Annotated in this window: 23 protein-coding genes and 2 tRNA genes; 10 read left to right on the top strand and 15 right to left on the bottom strand. The window is 35.2% G+C overall.

Translation table 11 applies throughout. From position 1 onward, the window contains the following. Positions 1–222: 222 nt before the first annotated feature. Together albA and K9M74_04380 are read right to left on the bottom strand one after the other, a co-directional pair. Positions 223–531 carry a DNA-binding protein Alba gene (gene albA / locus K9M74_04385; protein MCF7799116.1) on the bottom strand — a complete coding sequence of 103 codons (309 nt, stop codon included), beginning with the start codon at positions 529–531 and terminating at the stop codon, positions 223–225. A 30-nt stretch (positions 532–561) separates the two neighbouring features. Further along, positions 562–762 (bottom strand): 30S ribosomal protein S17e, encoded by a 201-nt coding sequence (locus K9M74_04380; GenBank protein ID MCF7799115.1) that lies wholly within the window; start codon positions 760–762, stop codon positions 562–564. 230 nt (positions 763–992) lie between these two features. Here K9M74_04380 and K9M74_04375 point away from each other — a divergent pair, with 230 nt between their 5' ends. From K9M74_04375 to K9M74_04365, 3 genes are read left to right on the top strand one after another with little or no spacing between them, the layout of a single operon-like run. After that, a complete protein-coding gene (locus K9M74_04375) occupies positions 993–1,154 on the top strand; it encodes a hypothetical protein (protein ID MCF7799114.1) in 162 nt (53 codons plus the stop codon). A 35-nt stretch (positions 1,155–1,189) separates the two neighbouring features. After that, positions 1,190–1,639: a hypothetical protein gene (locus tag K9M74_04370; protein ID MCF7799113.1), complete on the top strand. Its 450-nt coding sequence runs from the start codon at positions 1,190–1,192 to the stop codon at positions 1,637–1,639. A 5-nt stretch (positions 1,640–1,644) separates the two neighbouring features. Then, on the top strand, positions 1,645–2,097 hold the full coding sequence (locus tag K9M74_04365) for a hypothetical protein (GenBank protein MCF7799112.1): 453 nt from the start codon (positions 1,645–1,647) through the stop codon (positions 2,095–2,097). Between the two features lie 42 nt (positions 2,098–2,139). Here the strand turns inward: K9M74_04365 and K9M74_04360 are convergent, their stop codons facing one another. Further along, positions 2,140–2,556, bottom strand: a complete 417-nt coding sequence (locus K9M74_04360) for a hypothetical protein (GenBank protein ID MCF7799111.1) — start codon at positions 2,554–2,556, stop codon at positions 2,140–2,142. A gap of 1 nt (position 2,557) precedes the next feature. Next, on the bottom strand, positions 2,558–2,911 hold the full coding sequence (locus K9M74_04355) for a hypothetical protein (protein MCF7799110.1): 354 nt from the start codon (positions 2,909–2,911) through the stop codon (positions 2,558–2,560). 85 nt (positions 2,912–2,996) lie between these two features. Between K9M74_04355 and K9M74_04350 the strand changes: the two genes are divergently transcribed. Next, complete coding sequence (locus K9M74_04350; GenBank protein MCF7799109.1) at positions 2,997–3,296, top strand: DUF357 domain-containing protein; 300 nt, start codon at positions 2,997–2,999, stop codon at positions 3,294–3,296. Between the two features lie 5 nt (positions 3,297–3,301). Here the strand turns inward: K9M74_04350 and K9M74_04345 are convergent, their stop codons facing one another. Genes K9M74_04345 through K9M74_04335 form a run of 3 tightly spaced genes read right to left on the bottom strand, consistent with a single transcriptional unit; the run spans position 3,302 to position 5,725 of the window. Further along, positions 3,302–4,465 carry a cysteine desulfurase gene (locus tag K9M74_04345; GenBank protein ID MCF7799108.1) on the bottom strand — a complete coding sequence of 388 codons (1,164 nt, stop codon included), beginning with the start codon at positions 4,463–4,465 and terminating at the stop codon, positions 3,302–3,304. A gap of 1 nt (position 4,466) precedes the next feature. After that, a complete protein-coding gene (locus tag K9M74_04340; protein MCF7799107.1) occupies positions 4,467–5,303 on the bottom strand; it encodes a hypothetical protein in 837 nt (278 codons plus the stop codon). A gap of 11 nt (positions 5,304–5,314) precedes the next feature. Beyond that, entirely contained in the window at positions 5,315–5,725 is a 411-nt protein-coding gene (locus tag K9M74_04335; GenBank protein ID MCF7799106.1) for a thioredoxin family protein, read from the bottom strand. An 85-nt stretch (positions 5,726–5,810) separates the two neighbouring features. Here K9M74_04335 and K9M74_04330 point away from each other — a divergent pair, with 85 nt between their 5' ends. The 3 genes from K9M74_04330 (at position 5,811) to K9M74_04320 (ending at position 7,056) form a co-directional block, all read left to right on the top strand. Then, positions 5,811–6,317, top strand: coding sequence for a hypothetical protein (locus K9M74_04330; GenBank protein ID MCF7799105.1), 507 nt, complete (start codon positions 5,811–5,813; stop codon positions 6,315–6,317). A gap of 205 nt (positions 6,318–6,522) precedes the next feature. Further along, complete coding sequence (locus tag K9M74_04325; protein ID MCF7799104.1) at positions 6,523–6,759, top strand: DUF5320 domain-containing protein; 237 nt, start codon at positions 6,523–6,525, stop codon at positions 6,757–6,759. Beyond that, a complete protein-coding gene (locus tag K9M74_04320; protein MCF7799103.1) occupies positions 6,760–7,056 on the top strand; it encodes a DUF134 domain-containing protein in 297 nt (98 codons plus the stop codon). 72 nt (positions 7,057–7,128) lie between these two features. Here the strand turns inward: K9M74_04320 and K9M74_04315 are convergent, their stop codons facing one another. From K9M74_04315 to K9M74_04285, 7 genes are all read right to left on the bottom strand, one after another. Then, positions 7,129–8,316 (bottom strand): DNA-directed RNA polymerase subunit A'', encoded by a 1,188-nt coding sequence (locus tag K9M74_04315; GenBank protein MCF7799102.1) that lies wholly within the window; start codon positions 8,314–8,316, stop codon positions 7,129–7,131. Positions 8,317–8,318: 2 nt separating this feature from the next. Further along, the gene (locus K9M74_04310) at positions 8,319–10,916 is read right to left on the bottom strand and encodes a DNA-directed RNA polymerase subunit A' (protein MCF7799101.1); all 2,598 of its coding nucleotides are present in this window, start codon (positions 10,914–10,916) and stop codon (positions 8,319–8,321) included. A gap of 9 nt (positions 10,917–10,925) precedes the next feature. Next, the gene (locus K9M74_04305; protein ID MCF7799100.1) at positions 10,926–12,728 is read right to left on the bottom strand and encodes a DNA-directed RNA polymerase subunit B; all 1,803 of its coding nucleotides are present in this window, start codon (positions 12,726–12,728) and stop codon (positions 10,926–10,928) included. 6 nt (positions 12,729–12,734) lie between these two features. After that, positions 12,735–14,237, bottom strand: a complete 1,503-nt coding sequence (locus K9M74_04300; protein ID MCF7799099.1) for a DNA-directed RNA polymerase subunit B'' — start codon at positions 14,235–14,237, stop codon at positions 12,735–12,737. Next, a complete protein-coding gene (locus K9M74_04295) occupies positions 14,230–14,466 on the bottom strand; it encodes a DNA-directed RNA polymerase subunit H (protein ID MCF7799098.1) in 237 nt (78 codons plus the stop codon). Before K9M74_04295 ends, K9M74_04300 begins: the two co-directional genes overlap by 8 nt. A 28-nt stretch (positions 14,467–14,494) precedes the next feature. After that, a tRNA-Lys gene (locus tag K9M74_04290) sits at positions 14,495–14,628 on the bottom strand. A 28-nt stretch (positions 14,629–14,656) separates the two neighbouring features. After that, positions 14,657–14,763: transfer RNA gene (locus K9M74_04285), tRNA-Asp, on the bottom strand. A gap of 239 nt (positions 14,764–15,002) precedes the next feature. On the opposite strand from K9M74_04285, the gene nrdR reads away from it, so the two are divergent. Next, positions 15,003–15,476: a transcriptional regulator NrdR gene (gene nrdR, locus K9M74_04280; GenBank protein ID MCF7799097.1), complete on the top strand. Its 474-nt coding sequence runs from the start codon at positions 15,003–15,005 to the stop codon at positions 15,474–15,476. Between the two features lie 96 nt (positions 15,477–15,572). Here nrdR and K9M74_04275 read toward each other — a convergent pair whose 3' ends face one another. After that, positions 15,573–17,552, bottom strand: coding sequence for a DEAD/DEAH box helicase (locus tag K9M74_04275; GenBank protein MCF7799096.1), 1,980 nt, complete (start codon positions 17,550–17,552; stop codon positions 15,573–15,575). Positions 17,553–17,767: 215 nt separating this feature from the next. On the opposite strand from K9M74_04275, the gene K9M74_04270 reads away from it, so the two are divergent. Beyond that, positions 17,768–17,941, top strand: coding sequence for a hypothetical protein (locus K9M74_04270; GenBank protein ID MCF7799095.1), 174 nt, complete (start codon positions 17,768–17,770; stop codon positions 17,939–17,941). A gap of 42 nt (positions 17,942–17,983) precedes the next feature. Beyond that, on the top strand, positions 17,984–18,561 hold a 578-nt coding region (locus tag K9M74_04265; GenBank protein ID MCF7799094.1), incomplete at its 3' end, for an alanyl-tRNA editing protein.

Genomic DNA, 18,561 nt, shown 5'->3' with positions numbered 1-18,561 from the left:
CATGATATTTCATGCCTGAAGCATGAAAAACTTTAATAACTTGCTTGTGTAAACTAACTTCATACTGACCGGAAATTTCTGTCTGAACCATAGTAATTTCTTGTCAGTATACATATTTATACCTTTTTGAACAACGCCTATTGGGAAGAATTAGTTTTTAGTTGATTATTGTACTTTTTTAGTATGATTTCAATGTGTTGGGTGTTAGTCTGACTTTTGTAATTATTTTATTTTTTCTAAAATAATTTCAATAGTTGAGACGCTGACGTCTTTGTCTTCTTTATTCTTGAAATCTTCAGAATCAATAGATATTTTTTTAATTTGAATTTGATCTTTAAGAAATCGTTTACGTGCAATTTCTGCAATATCAACTGCGCGACTAATGAATTTACCGCGTGCTTTAATGAGTACTTCGTGAGCGTTTTTTGTGGTAAACTGAATAACAACTCCTGTTACGTAGTTCATAAAAGGCTTTGTACCTACAAAAATAGAATTATCCAGACCTTCTTGGCCAGTTTGCTCGTCGTCCATAGTGTTCTTCCCCCCGAAAGATTACTTATTTTACAACTGATTCTTAATATCTCTTTTCTTCATACGTGTTGCATATCCTGCGATAGTGTTTCGCATTTTTTTAGATGCGTCATCTTGGATAGCATTTAAGACTTGTTTGTTCTCATTAAAGTCGATAGTGAACCGGTCTTTATGCTTAGCGTATGCTTCGTTTGTGAGTGCTTTAATCAATTTTGTTTTGATTCTTCCCATAATATCACTGGTTATTACTTGTGGTTGAAGGGAGGGATGAAGTGTTTATAAAGGTATGTGCGTATTTATAAATTAAGGTCTTGATAAGCCTGTTTTTTCTAGTTGAGTCAACCTTAGAACATATATTTTTAAGACAAGAACTTTTTATAAAAGATTGCGTTGTACATAGTAATTAGTGTTGAGGAGACTTTACTATAGCAACAACTATTGATGGTTCAGATAAGGCTCGTTTGGGCAGAAAAATTGAAAAATTATTGGCACAACATCCTGGGCGAGATCTCATGCATATTCTAAGAGATTTGACAAATATTAAAGATGAAATGGTTTCGCTTCTAGATTTATCGAATACAAAACTAGAATATCATATTGATAGAGCCTTAGCTGACTCGTAGCAACTTTTATAAATACTTTTTCTTAACATTTTGTTATGAGAAAAGGTTTGATTGTTTTAGTTTTGTTTTTTTTCGGGATTATTGGTGTTGTTTTAGCTCAACCAGCTTCAACAACGCTTTTGAATCAAGATTATTGTCAAGAACTACTACAATTGCATCAATGGAAAGAAATAACTTTTCCTGAGTCTTTTCCTCTACAAAATGGTCTGGTGAATGTTGATAATCAGGGGTCTGTAGCTTATGTGAAGCTATCTAACGGCTCTATAGTTGCAGCGGGATGTTCTTCTCTTGAAGAATATGATTACACCCTTAAAATAACTGTTGCAGGAGCTGCAAACTTGTTAACTGCCGGCGACCCCGTAAAAACCTATCGACAATTAAAGCGAGAAGGAGAACTTAATTTAAAAGGGGAAACTCAACAAGCAAGACGAACTGTAAGAAAACTTGCTTGGAGAGCCTTATTATTTCCTGCTTCTTTGAGGTGATGTTTATGAAAAAAATACTTATTATACTGGTGTTAATTTTATTGAGTACTTCGGTTTTAGGAACCACTCTAGATGACTTAAAATATTTAAATGTAGAAACCTGCGAGGAACTCCAAGAACAACTTGATATTGTTGGACAAGAAGTGCCGGACGCTATGCCATTTCAAAATGAACTTGTAAATTTAAAAATTGAAGAATTAAATCTCACCAGCAATATCCAAATAAAACAGGGAAAAGTTGTAGGTGTTGAGTGTGGCGCATCTAATGAATCGACCTATGATTTAGCTGTACAAAATCTCTCAACTATTAATGATGTTATTTTAGATGAAGACCCTCTTGATGCTTATTTGGAAATGAAGGAATCAGGCGCAATAAAAATGGAAGCAACCGGTTTTGGAAAGAAAGTCAAGCTCTTTTTTGCAAATGTTTTAGCAACTGTTGCGAATTGGTTTGTCTAAGTCGTTTTTTTTTTACTTATTTTACTCTTATAACTTTTTAGCCTACCTTTTTTGATAATTTGCATTTAGTGCAGTAAAATTATCCATACGTAACTCATTTTCATAAAGAAAACAATAGGTTGAGTTACAGATTCCTTGATCTATGCCAATAACATTATTCGCAGGGTCTGTTAATTTATGTGCGATATTTTGCTCGAGCTGAATGTTGTTTTTACCATTGCAACAAGCAAAACTAGTTTCTTGCTGATCAGCGATATCGTCAAGCGCATCAACCAAATCAAATTTTTCAACAATATATTGATCTTTAGTATCCTTAACAATTTTGTAAGCTTGCACTATTCCTTTGGTATTGTTTATTGTATTACTTTCCATAAGTGCATAAGTATTAAGCATGCCTTTTTGTACTTCGAATAAATTTTCAAATTCTTTACGGATAATATATTGTTTTTTCTTTGTCATTTTATAACTCCTTTTTTCTATTTAGTTTTTGCGAGAAATAATTATCTGTTCGTACTTGTAACTCTTCATTACTTGGAAAACCATTTTCTGCAGATTTTACATCGCTTTGCATCGCTTCAAGAATGCTAACATATTTTTTGATGTCATTAAGCGCGTCTAGAATGGAGATATTGGTGACAAGAAATTCTTGGCTATTTTTTATAAGGATTTTTTTAGCAGTATATTCTTGAACCTGATTGATATTATCGCAACAAGAAGGAAAAAGATATCTTTCTTCAAATCCTCTCATACGAAGATACTCTTTATTTGCCTTTGCTCTGGAGATAAATTCCAGTCCTATTCCTGCGATACTCATTACCAAGGAGCAAGATTGCTTTGAGTTTATAAAACTTTGTTTCAAAAACCTTTTATATGAAAACCATTAACAATTGTTTTGGGTGATGCGAATGGTAAATAACACACTTACTGAAGAACACGTGCAAAAATATTTTAAGATAACGGGTGAAGCAATTGAAAAAGTCAAAACGCACGAATTGGATATTGACAGGATTTCCCAAGCAAACGACTTTTTAGATATGATTGAAAGGTATTATAGTGATGCCAAACATTTTTATGAGAAAGGCGAATGGCTCTTAGCATTTGCAGCGCTTAACTATGCTCATGGATGGCTTGATGCTGGCGCTCGAAGTGAACTTTTTAAAGTTAAAGACTCAAGGCTTTTTACTGTTGACGATGAATAAGAATTTTAGTTTTTGAATAAACGCTCAACAACGCCTTTTTTTCTGCACTTGGCAATAATTTTAGGTATGGTTGCGAGTAGTTTGTCCACTTCTTCTTCTGTTGTGAATCTGCTAAGTGTTATACGAATACTTTCTTGTGCTTCTTGCGCGCTAAGTCCAAGTGCTTGCAGCACATAACTTGCTTCGTTGTTTGGCGCAGAACATGCAGAGCCAGATGATGTCTCAATACCTTTTCTATCAAGATAGCCACCAAGTCCGCTAGTATCAACACCATCAAAACGCAGATTAATATTGTTGCATAATCGTTTCTCGCCTTTGGGACCATTAAGATGCGCACCATCAATTTCAAGTAACTTAGAAATTATTTTATCACGATACTTTGTCATAGTACGATTATGTTTCTCTTTTGCTAAACTTACTGCTTTTGCGAAACCAACAACTCCCGCAACATTTTCTGTGCCGGAGCGGAGATGATGTTCTTGACCACCGCCATGAAGTAGAGGATCTATTTTTACATCTTTACGAATGAATAATGCGCCAACACCTCGAGGACCATGAATTTTATGACTATTAATAGTAAGTAAGTCCATGTTCATTTTCTTCACATCAATGGGAACTTTTGTAAAGCTTTGACAGGCATCGCTATGAAATAAAATTTTATATTTATGACAAATTGTTCCAATTGCTTCTAAATCATTAATGGTGCCAACTTCATTGTTGCCGTGAATAATTGAAACTAGAATAGTGTCTTTGCAAATTGCTTTTTCAAGTTTTTCAGTGCTTACAAAACCTTCATCGTTTACAGGAAGATAGGTAATTCTAAATCCTCGTTCTTTAAGCCATTCACACGATGCAAGAATGCATTTATGTTCAACAGCAGATACAATAATGTGTTTTCCTTTTTTCTCCCAAGCAAATGCAACACCCTTAATTGCTGCGTTATTACTCTCTGTTCCACCAGAGGTAAAGACTATCTCACTTGAACTAGCATTAATAGACTGCGCAATAGTGTTTCTTGCTTCATCAAGTGCATCTTTTGCACTATGACCAACGCTATGCGCTGAAGAAGGATTACCGAACGTTTTTTCAAAAAAAGGCAACATTGCTTCTACTACTCTTGAATCAACTTTTGTTGTTGCACCATTATCAAAGTAGAGCGTTTTAAACATTTTAACCAAGACCAACTAATCCAGGGCTAATGAGTAATATTAAGCCCAGAAGGAACATAATTGCTCCTCCTATGAATTTTATAAGTCCCATGGTCTTTTTATCTATTTGCTTTCCTTTAAAAGTGAAGGCGAAGATAAAAATGATGGTTAAGAGCGGTACAACATAAAAGAGGTTGTAGAGTAAAAGATATGCATAATGAGCAAATCCAGCTGCAAGGCCATGACCGCTAAGTACTCCTGTATAAATAATAGGGAAACCTGCTGTACAAGGAAGTTCAACTAATGAAGCGAAAACTGCAAGAACTGCTGCTGCTCCAATAAGTGTTCCCATGCTGCCTTTTTTCATTACATGCGCGACGTGATTGATTCTTCGCTTTAGTGGTCCAACATGTTTATCTTGCACCATTAATGTAACGCCTTTACGATAAAAGAACATTTCTTTCATATTAATGAGTCCTGCGCCAAGTGCAAGTGCTGCAATAGCGATTCGAAGAGGCGTTACAAACCCAATAAATTTGAAAATATTAAGCCATGCTGCCATGAACGTAAAATAAAATATGTAGATAACTGCAATGAAGGTTAAGCCGACAGCCAAAATTCTTTTTCGCTCGTGTGATTCTGAAAGCATAAGGCTAATTAATAGAGTGAGAACGAATAAATTACAAGGATTAAATCCGTCAATAAGTGCGATGATCAAGGTAAATAATGGAAGGGGCATGGAAAGACCAAGATTCCGCAATGCATCTGGATTAACAAATTTTGCAAAAGTGAAAAATCCAATAAGCACGAGCAATGTAATACAAACAATCAGAATCTTTTTTGTTTTTTCCTTCATCATTATTCCTCTTATTATTGATATTGTTGATAGGCTTTTATTAAGGAACTATAGTCTTCTTTACTTGGTTGTGCGCCAACTAAATAATCGCATCCAAAGATAAAAGTAGGCGTGTATCTAATACTTACTTTATATTTTTCTTCTGCTAGTTCGGCATCTTCTGCTTTGGCCATATCAAGAACAACTGGCACAACACCAAGCTCTGCGCATGCTTCTAAAAATTTAGGGAGTGTTTCCTTACAATGGCCACAGAATTTTGATTCAATCATGATGACTTCATAATTAGGATTATGTGCTTTACATTGTGATTCTGAAAAAGTTCCTTCTTTGGTAATTTCAATTGTTTCTGTTGAGGTTCCACAGCCTGCAAAAATAGTCATACTGAGCAGCGCGATGATGAGTATTGCTTGATTTCTTTTATTCATGCCTTCACACCTTTTTTTAGGGAAAACTTTTTAAGTTCTAGACGTTTCATGTGATGTAATTGTTTATAAATGTTTGTTACAAAAAATGAAACATAGTAAAATTACTCAAGATAAACAGTTTAGAACGATAATTCTAATAGTTTCTATTGTTTTGGGATTTATTTTTTTAGTTGCCTTTGCAGCTTTATATGTTTCTGATGCCATAAAAAATGATGATGCGTGTGGTTGTGTAATACCAATTCCTTATATGATTTTGCTTCTTTCTTCATTAGGTCTTTTTGTAGGTTTTCTTTCTGTTTACTTTCTCATGTCTCGTTTGATTCGTGAGAAGAAAGATTTCAAGCGAGTTTTGAAACTCTCATTGCAATTTTTAGAGGTTGATGAACGAAAGATTGTACATGTATTAATTCTCAATAAAGGGACATTTCCTCAAGCGAAGTTAGATACTAAAACAAATCTTCATCGAGTAAAGGTGCATAGGGCTATTGAGAAACTTGTAGCTCGAGGTATTGTTGTAAAAGAAGAGCGAGGCCGAACAAATACTATTTTATTAACTGAAGATTTTGCTGATTTAATAGATTCGAACTATTAATTTTTCTTAATTTTTTATTTTGTTCATTTTTTTGAGCTTTTTGACTTTCTAGGTTAATTTTTTTGCTTTTTTGAGTATGGTTAGTTTTAAATTAGTTTTAGACTGTGGCTGAGCTATTTTTATTGGTTTTTATAATTTTAAACGAAATGTTTATATAGTATTATGAATTTATATTCATAACTCAGTGATTGAGTGGAGGAATAGTATGCCAAATAAAGATGGAACAGGTCCACGAGGAGAAGGGTCTAAAACAGGACGACAACTAGGTAATTGTGCAGGAGCACAAGACCAAGGACAAAACCAAGAACGAGGTAGAGGATTAGGAAGACGTTGTGGACGAGGACAAGGAAATGGCCGTTGTGGGCAACCACGTGGCCAAGGACGAGGAAATTGGTCTAAAGCTGGTTATTCAGAACCAGAAAAAAACAAGGAACAAGAATAAATGGCTCCAAGACCATTGAAAATGCGAAGAGTGCGGGGAAGCCCAAACTCTTCATACTTTAAACCCGCAGGAATACGAGCAAGAGATTTAGAAAAAATAGAGTTAACTTTAGCTGAATTTGAAGCAATTAGATTAAAAGATTCCTTGGGTTTAGAACAAAAAGAATGTGCAGATAAAATGGTTATTTCTCAGCCTACTTTTCATCGACTTATCTTATCAGCTCGAAAGAAATTAGCGGATGCGATAGTCTTTGGAAAAGCAATTAAAATTAATCAAGAGGATAGTGAAGAGGAATAATTGTTTTTATTAAACTAATAGTTTTAGAGAATTTAGAAAAAAGAAATTAAAACGTAAAAAGAAAAAATAAATTTATTTTGCCTTAGCTGCTGCTTTTGTTTTCTTGACTATTTTATGCTCATCCGGATTTAAAATTCCTGCAGTAACAAGACCTGGAAGGCCCGTACCAACAGGGATTGGCTGATTAAGCATAACATTTTCAATAACACTATTTAAGTCATCTCGTTCTCCAGCAAGCGCTGCACTGATAAGATGACGAATAGGTGTTTCAAAACTTGCTCGAGCAAGCACACTAGGTTTTTCCTTAACAATACCGTATCTGTTAATACCAAGAACGTGACCACTCATGGTCATAGTATCTGCAACAAGCATAATGTGTCGTATATCGATAGGAATACCTTGCGTGTCAAGAACTTTGTTGATTTCATTAATAATAAGTTGTCTTGCTGCTTCAATACCCATATATTTTTCTACTTCATATAAATCGTTTGAAACGGTTCGAGTTTTATCAATGTATTCAAGTTTGAGAATTTCTTTCATATTACTTCCTGCAGTAACAATAACATGTTCTTCATCACGTTTTACAGGAATAACTTGTGTTATGCCTTTAATACCGTTTACGTAGATGTCTTTAATAATTTCTTTAAGTTTGTATAAATCATTAATGTTATCTTCTTTAGCTGCTTTAATAGTAATGCTGGCCTCTTTTTCTTCTTTAAATGTGTAACCTTTCACACTTTTTTCTAAAACTTTTGCAATATGTTTGGTGGTAAGCTCAGCATCTTGAACCCGCTTCATATCGAGCAGCACTTGCAATGATGCAGAACTAATGTTAATATCAATTTCTTTAATATATCGCTTAAATGTTGTTTCTCGAATTTGACTTGCGATTTTAGTAATATCTTTACCGCTATTATAAGGCGGTTTTAGATAAATTTCTGTTGATGCAGTTGAAATAGTTTTTCGACCATCTAAAACTTCAATAATTCGAGGAAGACCTGTAGTCACTTTTACTTCAGATACACCTGCAAGGTGGAATGTGTTTAGTGTCATTTGTGTAGATGGCTCACCGATACTTTCAGCGCTTACAACACCCACGCTTTCCCCTGGCTCAGCAAGAGAATTTCGATATTCTTTGTAAACCGCTTCAAAAATCTTTTTTTGCTTAGCAGCAGAAGTTTTATCGGGAATAATTTCCTTAAGTTCTCTAATAATTTTCTCAGGAAGCAAGGATTTGTATTCATCAATTAGTTTTTCCATTTTTATTCCTCCAAGACCTCGCCTACGATTTTTTTTACGTTAATAATGCCTCCTTCACTTTTGGAAACATCAACACCATCTTCACCAAATATGAATTGTACCAGTTTACCTGATGCATCACGAACAGTGTAATCGTATTCAATTTTTAAGTCTTGCATAGCATTTGCAAGTCTTCTGTATAAATATCCGCTCTTTGGCGTTCGAAGCGCAGTATCCATTAGAGAATCCCGACCAGTCATAGCCATAAAGAATGCTTCATGAGGCTTAAGACCTGATTTAAAACCATTTCTAATAAAGCCATGGGCGTCTCCACTAAGATCTCCTTCTTTAAAACAAGATAATGTTCTATTGTGAAAACCTTTGTTTACTCTTCCACCACGAAGGTCTTGCTGTCCAACAAGTGCGCTCATCTGAGCCATGTTAATAATATTACCTCGGGCACCAGACTTAAGCATGTCCATGGTGTTAGATTGTCGAGCAGTCTCGCCGACAATATTACCTGCATCGTTACGAGCTTTATTTAAAACACTAAGTAATTTGAGCTCAAGAGTTTCTGCTTCGCTATGTCCTGGAAGTGCTTCAAGTGTTCCTGCTTTAAATTGCTCAATAAGTTTATCAGCATCTTTTTCAGCTTGTTTAATGGTTTTTTGCACTTGCGAGTTACCCTCATCAGAAAGATCAGTATCTGCAATACCTGTTGTGAATCCTAAGCGAAATAACACTTCAATTCCTAAGCGATAAATTTTACCAAGGAACATAACGGTATCTTCAGGACCGTAAAGTTTATGGATTTGCCGCAAAAGCAGACCGCTTCCTTCACCAAGATTATTTTTATCTAAAACACCTTGAGTTAAGCTGCCATTCTTAATGATAACCATGCTTTCAGGATCTTCAGGGTGTTCTTTATAATTTTTGTTTGGTGCGCTAAAACTTAAATCCTTAGGAAGTAATGTGCTAAAAATTTCTTTACCGCTTACTTCTTTTTTCTTAGGAAGATTGGAAAAATCTGTTTCACCAATAGCCATTAATATATCAACAGCTTCTTCATGAGATGTCTTGAAATTATTGTTTGTTAACAAGTAATTTCCACTAATTGCATCTTGGTTACAACCAATAATAGAAAGGCCATAACGAGGACTAATTAGTTGCGTTTGTACTTGCATAAGAAGCTCTGCTTCAGCCCGAGATTCTTCTGTTTGAGGAACATGTAAGTTCATCTCATCACCATCAAAGTCTGCGTTATAAGGTGCACATACAGCGGGATTAAGTCGAAGAGTTAATCCGTCAAGAACACGCACTTTATGACACATCATACTCATTTTGTGCAATGATGGTTGACGATTAAATAATACTACATCTCCATCCATTAAATGTCTTTCGACAATAAGACCTGGTTCAAGTTCTTCTAAAAGTTGTTCTTTTGTTTCATCAGTAATGCGTTTTCTACGTCCATCTGGGCGAACAATATAATTTGCACCAGGATATTCATCAGGACCGCGTTCAACAAATTTTTTCAAATAATCTATATTCCAATCAGTAATTTTCTCAGGAACAGTGAGTTTCATAGAAAAGTTTCTTGGAACACCAACTTCATTAATCTCTAATTTTGGATCAGGACTAATAACTGCACGAGCACTAAAGTTTGTACGTTTACCAGCAAGATTATGTCTGATACGACCCTCTTTAGATTTTACACGTGCTGTTAATGTTTTTAATGGTTGACCACTACGATGACGTGCTGGAGGAAGTTGCGATACATCATTATCAAAAAATGTTGTCACATGATATTGCAATAAATCCCATAAATCTTCAACAATAATTTCTGGAGCACCAGCATTAATGTTTTCAAATAATCGTTGATTAATACGAACAATATCTCCTAATTTGTGTGTTAAGTCATCTTCACTTCGTTCACCAGACTCTAGCGTAATACTAGGACGCATGGTGACTGGAGGAATAGGAAGCACTGTAAGAATAGTCCATTCAGGTCTTGCTGTTACGGGATTTATGCCGATGACTTTTAAATCCTCATTGCTAATTTTTTCAAATCGTGTTCTAATTTCAATAGGACTGATTCTTTTTTCATCTTCAAGAAATGTTGTAGGTTTTTCAAGTTTAATTTTTTGCTGCTTTGCACTACAATGAGGACATTTAGTAACTGTTTTCATTGTTGCTATCATTTCTTTAAGAAAATTACGTCTTTCAGTATCAGTTCCGAATTCACTGATTTTATCAAGTTCGTCTTTAACTTCTTGAATTTTAGTTTCAGGAATAAGAATTCTTCCACAATCTTTACAGGTTAGTCGTAGTAAATCAAGCGCAAGTTCAACAAATTTAATGTGAACAACTGGTCGCGCTACTTCGATGTAACTGAAGTGACCAGGGCATTCTTTAAGTTTTAAACCGCATGTTTTACATTTAAGACCGGGGTCAATGACACCTAATCGAACATCCATAAGGCCTCCATCAACAGGATAACCTTCTTTATCATAGAGTTCAGGTGTGACAATCTTTGCGCTGGACATGCCCTTAATAAATTGAGGACTCATGATTCCAAATGTGATTGCGCCAACTTTTTTGAAAGTAAATTGTTCGTCCATTTCTGTCACCTAGTATTTTGATGTCAACTCTAGTTTAGGATATAAACAGAGTGATTTGAACTCATCAAGAATTAACTTGAAAGCATAGGAGAGTTCAATGTTGTTAATTTCCGCGTTCTCGCCAGTAATCGGACAATAATATTTGTCTCGTCGAGTATCGTGTACTGCAATAATACCTGTTTCTTCAGAGATAGGAAGTATTGTTTTATCAGAATCAAATCGTTCCTTAAGCAGTAAACTTGCCCCGTGAGCAACAAACGTATCTTTCTCCATTTCCCCTAATCGTAGACCACCTTCTTTAAGACGACCTTCCGTAGGTTGTCTGGTAAGTAGCTGAATTGGACCACGAGCACGTGAATGGATTTTGTTTCTTACTTGATGTTTTAGACGTAAATAATACATAGGTCCGATAAAAATCTTTACATGATATGGTTCGCCAGTTGCACCGTTATACATCGTTTCAACACCGCCTTCATTAAAACCATAACTTAATAGTTCAGATCGAAGGTCTGCTTCTTTTTCAGCTTCAAACATCGTACCATCGATGTATCTTCCACCAAGAGCACCAACTTTAGCACCAATAAGTTCAAGTAAATGACCAATAGTCATTCGTGTTGGAATACCATGTGGTGAGAAAATAATATCTGGTTTAACGCCGGTAATCGAAAAGGGCATGTCCACTTCAGGAACAACTAAACTCACTACACCTTTTTGTGCGTGTCGACTAGTAAACTTATCTCCCATTTCAGGAATTCTTTGTTCACGAAGACGAACCTGAATTAATTTATTACCTTCATCATTTTCTGTTAGGAAAACCATATCAACAGTTCCTTCTTGACCATGCGCTAAACACATAGAACTTTCTCGACGAGAACTTGCAGCCAAGTTATATTCTTCCATGGAATTAAGGAATCGTGGAGGAGATGTTTTACCAATAACAACATCATCTTCTTTTACCGTTGCTTCTGGAAAAATAATACCATCATCTTCTAAAAATCGATAATCTTTTTCACTTCGATAACCTTTAACATCTTTATCAGGAACGCCAACTTCATCTAAAAGACCTCCTGAGTAACGTAATTCTTCTGTAACCATTGGTTTGAAATAATGGCTTCGTGCTAGACCTCTATCTACACTACCTTGATTAAGGATAATTGCATCTTCCATATTAAATCCTTGATAAGACATGACTGCAACAGTAACATTTTGTCCAGATGGATGTTTTTCGTATTCGCTTAAATCATGCAAGATGGTTGAAACAATAGGTATTTGCGGGTACTGAAGTAAATTAGTATCCATGTCCATACGAAGCGGGAAATTTGCTGCATAAAATCCTATACCTTGTTTTTGATTTTTAGAACCTTGCGATAAACGAGCACCTTGGTTATGATGACCAAAAGGTACAAGACCTGTTGCAACACCAACTAAATCAACTTGACTTACTTCTAGGTGTGTGTGTTCAGGTGTTAGATCGTTTTCGGTGAATGCAATAAGCGTGTTTTCTTCTTCAGCAGCATCGAGGTATTCAATAATTCCTTGTTTTACTAAATCAGACCATGCGAGTTCTCCTTTTTCAAGTTGTTCATAATGTCTTTTAGTAATAAGACTTTTACCTTCTTTAACAACAATTACAGGTCGAGTTGTTCGTCCTTTACTTGTTTCAAGATAAACATTACCATTGGTTAATGAAAGGTACACATTTACATCACCAGGGACTCGATTCATGCGTCTTTCTGAGATAATTCTATCAGCAAATACTTTTGCATCTTTAACGCTGCCAACAAATTTGTAATCAATAAATACATCAGTCATTTTTATTTACCCCTGCACCGTTTCTAGACCGAATGTCTTTAGTGTTTTTGTTAATTCTTCTGTATCAACACTTTGCGTTACGTTAGCAAGAATTGCTAAATTTTTTCGCAAACCAATATTGGTACCTTCTGGAGTCTCACTAATACAAAGACGTCCAAGATGAGTTGAGTGAAGTGCTCGTGCTTCAAAGTTTTCTTGACTTGAAGAAAGCGGACTAAACACGCGTTGTAATGACGAAATTAACTCTAGATGGTTTTGTCGAGAAATACGTTGAGAAACGCCTGTTCGGTTACCTACCCAATTACCTGTAGCCATACTGCTATAAATTCGTTGTGTTAATAGTTTTTCACGAATAATAACTTTAATGGAAGGAATTTTTCCACGTTTTACAATTCGTTGGAAATTATAAAGCAAATCCCCAATTAATACTTTAATATTAACGCGAAATAAATCGGCAAGTAAGTCTCCTGAAAGTTTTAATCGTTTATTTGCATAGTGATCTTTATCAGTTAAGGGGAGTTCTCCTCGAGTTGTTCGCACAAAGTCCTTGAGATATTTGCATACGTTGATTGCTTTGAATTCTCGATTATCTTTACTGATACCTAGATGTGGTAAAAGATATTTATCAAGAATTTCTTCTACACGTTGAATTCGAATTTCTCTTGATTGTGTAATACCAATTTTTTTAGCAACCATATCAAGTGCTTCTTCTCTATCTTTTACATCAACATATTCAAAGAGGTTAGCAAATACTTCGCTGTCATTGCCAAGGTCAATTGCTTTCATAATTTCTTCATCTTTAAGTACACCAAGTGCTTTGATGAGAAGAATAACTGGTATTCTTTTTACACGAGTAAATGTTAAGTATAAAATACCGTCTTTGAGTTTTTCAAACTGGTGAGGAATTTTGTATGATCCTCGCTCTGAAAAAATTTTTCCAATAAATTTTGACATTCCAGTTGATGCTTTTTCAACCATAAGTCTGTTAGATGCGAGATCTTCAATTTTTACAAGAACTTTTTCAGTTCCATTCACAATAAAATATCCTCCTGGATCATTTGGATCTTCGCCTGCTTTAATAAGTTCTTCTTCACTCTTACCATTTAAATGGCAAAACTTACTTTTTAACATGATAGGTAGATTTCCAATTTGGAGTTTAAAGTCTTCACGTTGTACACCATTAATATGTGCTGAGACTTCCATGTAAATAGGGGCTGCATAAGAAATTTTTCGCAGTCGCGCTTCACTAGGTAAAATATCTCGCTTTGAACCATCTGCTTCAGTAATTTCTGGTTTTGTTACCCAAATATTATCGAGTCGAATTTTGAAATCTTCTACATTTGGCGGAATAATAGTTGGTTCGATTGTTCGGTTTTCTTCTAAAATATTATTAAGCTCTTTATCTACAAAATTATTAAATGAAGTTAAGTCTGCTTGGATAAGCGAATTTTCTTCAAAGAATTTTTTGAGTAAGAGTTCTGAATTAATTAGTCTTGCTTCTTTATTCACTAGAGACACCTCTATAAAAAATAGATTTACCAGCCGTAGGACTGTTTCTTGTTATTTTAATTATGTCGCCAACTTTAATGTCCATGCCTTGCAGCGCAGCATCGTTAATTGGAATTTTAGGAAACTGTTTCATTGAAACGTTGTATTTAGCAAGGAGTGCTTCCTTCTCTTTGTCAGAAATCTTTTCGTGCTTTGGCACTAATACGTGTTGAATTAGTTCGTCACCCATGTTTGCAAAACCCCCGTTGAACGGAAAATGGCGAGCCGGACGAGATTTGAACTCGCGACCACCTGATAACTTCAGCGGATGGCGAATCGTCGTACAAGGTGTACGGTTATTTTCCCGTTCCGTGTAAAAGTCAGGTGCTCTACCAGACTGAGCTACCGGCTCATGAATGGTTCAAGAGTGTATAATGACACGCCCTGGCCGGGATTTGAACCCGGGTCGCGGCCTTTCTTTCGCCAAAAATTATTGATTTTTAACGTCGACAGGGCCGCATGATAGGCCGAACTACACTACCAGGGCATCATACTCTAGATATATGTAATTATTTTTCCTTGAACCAAACGCTTGAAGGAAACTGACTCCATTTATAAAGCTTATGGTTGAAAAACGTTCTCTATTCATCTTTTTAGGCTGTTTGGGGCCTTTATACTTGTTTTTGCTTGTTTTGTTGTTTTTTTTATCGTTTTTGAACTCATTTTTTTCTATGTAGTGTTTACACTCTGCAAATGTTTATAAATTACACTACATTTAGTGTTTTCATGCTTTGCCCCTATTGTTCCCACGACGAAACGAAAGTACTTGAGACTCGAGAGACTAGTGTTGAAGAAACACGACGGCGACGAGAGTGTTTAAAGTGTGAGAAGCGCTTTACAACCTATGAACGAGTAGAATTAAAACCCATTCTTGTCATTAAAAAAGATGGTCGTAGAGAGGAATTTGATCGACAGAAAATTATACGAGGGCTTCTAAGAAGCTCTGAAAAGCGACCTGTAAGCCTTATGGATATAGAAAAACTAGTGGACAACGTGGAGTATAAAATACGTTCTTTAGGACTCCAAGAAGTCAAAAGCACCAAAGTTGGTCAACTCGTGATGAATCGCCTTAAAAAACTGGATTCTATAGCTTATATTCGTTTTGCATCAGTCTATCGCGACTTTGAAGATATTGAATCTTTCCAAGATGAAATTGAAAGATTAACAGAGAGAGTTATCGAAGAAAATTTAAAAAAATAAATGGTAATTGCTTTTTATTATTGCCTTGTTTACAAGAATGCACTTGGATATTGTTTTGAATGTTTCTTAAGAAATGCAGATGTCAATGATTACTTCTTAGATATCGGCGCTGACGAGGTCTCTGTCGATGAGACTAATAAGTTTTTGAAACGTATTTCTCAGTTCTTCGTTTTGTGTTGCGTGCTGCAGTTGAGTTAAGGTATCAATTAATCTTCTAAAGAATCTGATAATATCTCCTTCAGCCATATTGCTATACGTCATGAGCTGAGCGAATGTTGCGCCGGTTGCCCATGCCTTTACAAAATTAATCATCCGCTTCAGGGAGATTTTGTTAATATCTCGCGCAACACGCGTTTTCTCAAGCAGCTTAAGAATTCGATTATACGCTTTTTCACTACCTTTAATCATGAAATAATCGAGTCTGCGCGATTCGTAAATTATTGTTGCAAGAATAGTGAGTAAATCGATATCACTCATTTTATGTAAGTGTGGTAAGAAAAATAATTCGGTAAGTGTGATTTCGTTACTATACAAATGTCGAGCAAAATGACCTTTTTCGGTGAGTTCATATGCCTGTGTATTTTCAACATAAGCACCTTCATATGTTGTTTGGCTGGCTGGTTTAATATATTCTAACTTTGTTAATAATTTCATTTTATTTTTGAATGTTGCCATCACATGCACAGCTTTCTTATTTGCTTGCGTTCTAGTATAATAATCAAAACTTGACTTGAGCACTTTTTCTTGAGTTTTTTCATCAAAATTTGCTAATAGATTAAGCACTGTATTTGTGCTTAACGTAAACTGTGAGACAATTGGTTCATCATCAACTGTTGATATTTTTTTTAGTTTGTCTAAATCAGTGTATTTACGATTAATCGTTGCAATTACCGTTCCTTCTTTATCAATACCGCGACGACCAGCACGACCTGCAATTTGAAAATATTCTTTGGCATGAAGTGGTCGAGTAGTAATTCCATCATATTTTTCTAAGGCATCAAAAATAACTGTTTTTGCAGGCATATTAATTCCCACACTAAATGTTTCAGTAGTGTATAAAATTTTAATGAGCCCTTTACTAAAGAGTTCTTCAACAATGTGTTTAAGTGCCGGAAGCATCCCTGAATGATGAAAACCAATACCTTTGGGAAGCGTTTGTCGAAGTATTTTTGTTGTATCCATATTTGCAAATTCTTGTTGCATATGGTTTCGTACAAATGTACTTGCTTCTTGACTTTCTTGTGTTGTGAGTAAATCTTTTTTCTTAGCAGTTTCAAATGCAAAATCTTGACATTTTTTTCGAGAAAAACAAAAATACATGGCTGGTGTTTTAATATCTTTAATAACTTCGGTGTGATGTGGTGGTTTCATATCATAGAGTCCGCGTTTGTTTTTTTTCTTACCATATTGTTTTTTGTGACCTGTAAGTGTGTATGCCTGTTCTTCTTCAAGCGCTATATCTGCTTTGATACTTTGAATAGTAGTTAGACCTAATTTTTTATCGTAGCAAAGATGTTTAAGCGGTACTGGACGATGACCATAAAAAACCGTTTCAACTTTATGATTTTTAATCGTTTGAATCCACTGAGCAAACTCTTTATAATTAGGTATGGTTGCAGATAACGCGAGGAATCTAATATGTTCAGGCGAGAAAATAATTGATTCTTCCCAGACTGTTCCACGTTCTATATCGTTGATGTAATGAATTTCGTCGAAAACAACGTAAGAGACTCGTTGCGTAATAGGATCATTAGTTACAAGCATATTACGATAAATTTCTGTAGTCATGATGAGAATAGGTGCTGTAGGATTAATACTATGATCACCTGTAAGAAGACCAACCTTTTCTTTACCATAATCATTACAGAAATCTTTGTATTTTTGATTAGAAAGAGCCTTGATTGGGGCTGTGTAGACGATAGTATTACCTTCGGGAAGGTGTTTGTGAATAACATACTCTGCGATAAGTGTTTTACCAGTACCAGTTGACGCTGAAACTACACATGAATGATTTCTATTAATGGTTGCGATAGCGTCTTCTTGGAACTTATCGAGTGTTTTTCCTTTGAATTCCATTTTTGTTTCACCGTTAGGTTTCAATTTAAAGTATTTAAATCACACGTTATTGAGCCCTTTTTTCCAAAGAAAAGCTTAGATACGCGGTTTTGATTAGGTTTTTTCATGAAACCAAAGAAAAATATCGCTGATTACGTAACTGATAAAGATGCGGGCTGTATGATGGCAGGTTTTCTTCTTAGTAGCACAGTAGTATTGGTTCTTGGATAGCGCATATGTATTCTATGCAAGACGTTGTTGACTATAGTTTAATGAAAAACTCAGAGTATGACAATGTTTTGAAAACCTATTGGCAAAACTCGTGGATAATTCCAGCAACTATTTTTGGTAGTTATGTAGGTAGTAAAATACACGCAGCTGTTCAGCATTATCGAAATAAGAACAAATAATTTTCGTAACTTTTTTATGTATCCACTTTTTAAATTTCTCTGATGACTGAATTATTGTATTTAAAGGATTGTTATTTGAAAGAAACAACAGCGAAAGTCACGAATATAAGCGTGCATGATGGAACTATTCTCGTAGAACTTGACCAAACCATTTTTTATCCAACAGGTGGTGGACAACCACATGACGAAGGAACCCTGCAATTAGCAGCAGATGAAACAAACGTTTTTGTCGTATCGTCTGTGTATAAATTTAAAGAAAAAGTATTTCATGTCGTAGATAAACCAGGACTAAAAGTTGGTGACGAAGTACTTTGCAAAATAGATTGGGAACGAAGATACACGCACATGCGAATGCACACAGCAGCACATATCATTTCTGATTTATTTGAAGCAGACGAGGGAACACTCGTTTCAGGCAATCAACTCGGACTTGATAAAAGCAGAATTGATTTAACACTAGAACATTTTGACAGAGATCATATGCAAAGCTTTGAAGCAAAATCAAACGAGGTTATTAAGAAAAGTTATCCTATTAAGAAATATTTTCTTTCTCGAGAAGAAGCAGAACAAGATCCAGGATTATTTACTTTACTCAAAGGATTCTCAGATGAGATAAAACA

Source organism: Candidatus Woesearchaeota archaeon, assembly GCA_021734105.1.
Classification (GTDB): Archaea; Nanobdellota; Nanobdellia; order Woesearchaeales; family SKGA01; genus SKGA01.
The sequence above is the reverse complement of the archived record's forward strand: the minus strand, read 5'-3'. Positions and strand labels throughout refer to the sequence as shown.

Bases quoted from the DNA above. Each gene is read 5' to 3' on its own strand.
- albA (MCF7799116.1), bottom strand. From the start codon at position 531: ATGGACGACGAGCAAACTGGCCAAGAAGGTCTGGATAATTCTATTTTT.
- K9M74_04380 (MCF7799115.1), bottom strand. From the start codon at position 762: ATGGGAAGAATCAAAACAAAATTGATTAAAGCACTCACAAACGAAGCA.
- K9M74_04370 (MCF7799113.1), top strand. From the start codon at position 1,190: ATGAGAAAAGGTTTGATTGTTTTAGTTTTGTTTTTTTTCGGGATTATT.
- K9M74_04365 (MCF7799112.1), top strand. From the start codon at position 1,645: ATGAAAAAAATACTTATTATACTGGTGTTAATTTTATTGAGTACTTCG.
- K9M74_04360 (MCF7799111.1), bottom strand. From the start codon at position 2,556: ATGACAAAGAAAAAACAATATATTATCCGTAAAGAATTTGAAAATTTA.
- K9M74_04355 (MCF7799110.1), bottom strand. From the start codon at position 2,911: ATGAGTATCGCAGGAATAGGACTGGAATTTATCTCCAGAGCAAAGGCA.
- K9M74_04350 (MCF7799109.1), top strand. From the start codon at position 2,997: ATGCGAATGGTAAATAACACACTTACTGAAGAACACGTGCAAAAATAT.
- K9M74_04345 (MCF7799108.1), bottom strand. From the start codon at position 4,465: ATGTTTAAAACGCTCTACTTTGATAATGGTGCAACAACAAAAGTTGAT.
- K9M74_04340 (MCF7799107.1), bottom strand. From the start codon at position 5,303: ATGATGAAGGAAAAAACAAAAAAGATTCTGATTGTTTGTATTACATTG.
- K9M74_04335 (MCF7799106.1), bottom strand. From the start codon at position 5,725: ATGAATAAAAGAAATCAAGCAATACTCATCATCGCGCTGCTCAGTATG.
- K9M74_04330 (MCF7799105.1), top strand. From the start codon at position 5,811: ATGAAACATAGTAAAATTACTCAAGATAAACAGTTTAGAACGATAATT.
- K9M74_04325 (MCF7799104.1), top strand. From the start codon at position 6,523: ATGCCAAATAAAGATGGAACAGGTCCACGAGGAGAAGGGTCTAAAACA.
- K9M74_04320 (MCF7799103.1), top strand. From the start codon at position 6,760: ATGGCTCCAAGACCATTGAAAATGCGAAGAGTGCGGGGAAGCCCAAAC.
- K9M74_04315 (MCF7799102.1), bottom strand. From the start codon at position 8,316: ATGGAAAAACTAATTGATGAATACAAATCCTTGCTTCCTGAGAAAATT.
- K9M74_04310 (MCF7799101.1), bottom strand. From the start codon at position 10,916: ATGGACGAACAATTTACTTTCAAAAAAGTTGGCGCAATCACATTTGGA.
- K9M74_04305 (MCF7799100.1), bottom strand. From the start codon at position 12,728: ATGACTGATGTATTTATTGATTACAAATTTGTTGGCAGCGTTAAAGAT.
- K9M74_04295 (MCF7799098.1), bottom strand. From the start codon at position 14,466: ATGGGTGACGAACTAATTCAACACGTATTAGTGCCAAAGCACGAAAAG.
- nrdR (MCF7799097.1), top strand. From the start codon at position 15,003: ATGCTTTGCCCCTATTGTTCCCACGACGAAACGAAAGTACTTGAGACT.
- K9M74_04275 (MCF7799096.1), bottom strand. From the start codon at position 17,552: ATGGAATTCAAAGGAAAAACACTCGATAAGTTCCAAGAAGACGCTATC.
- K9M74_04270 (MCF7799095.1), top strand. From the start codon at position 17,768: ATGTATTCTATGCAAGACGTTGTTGACTATAGTTTAATGAAAAACTCA.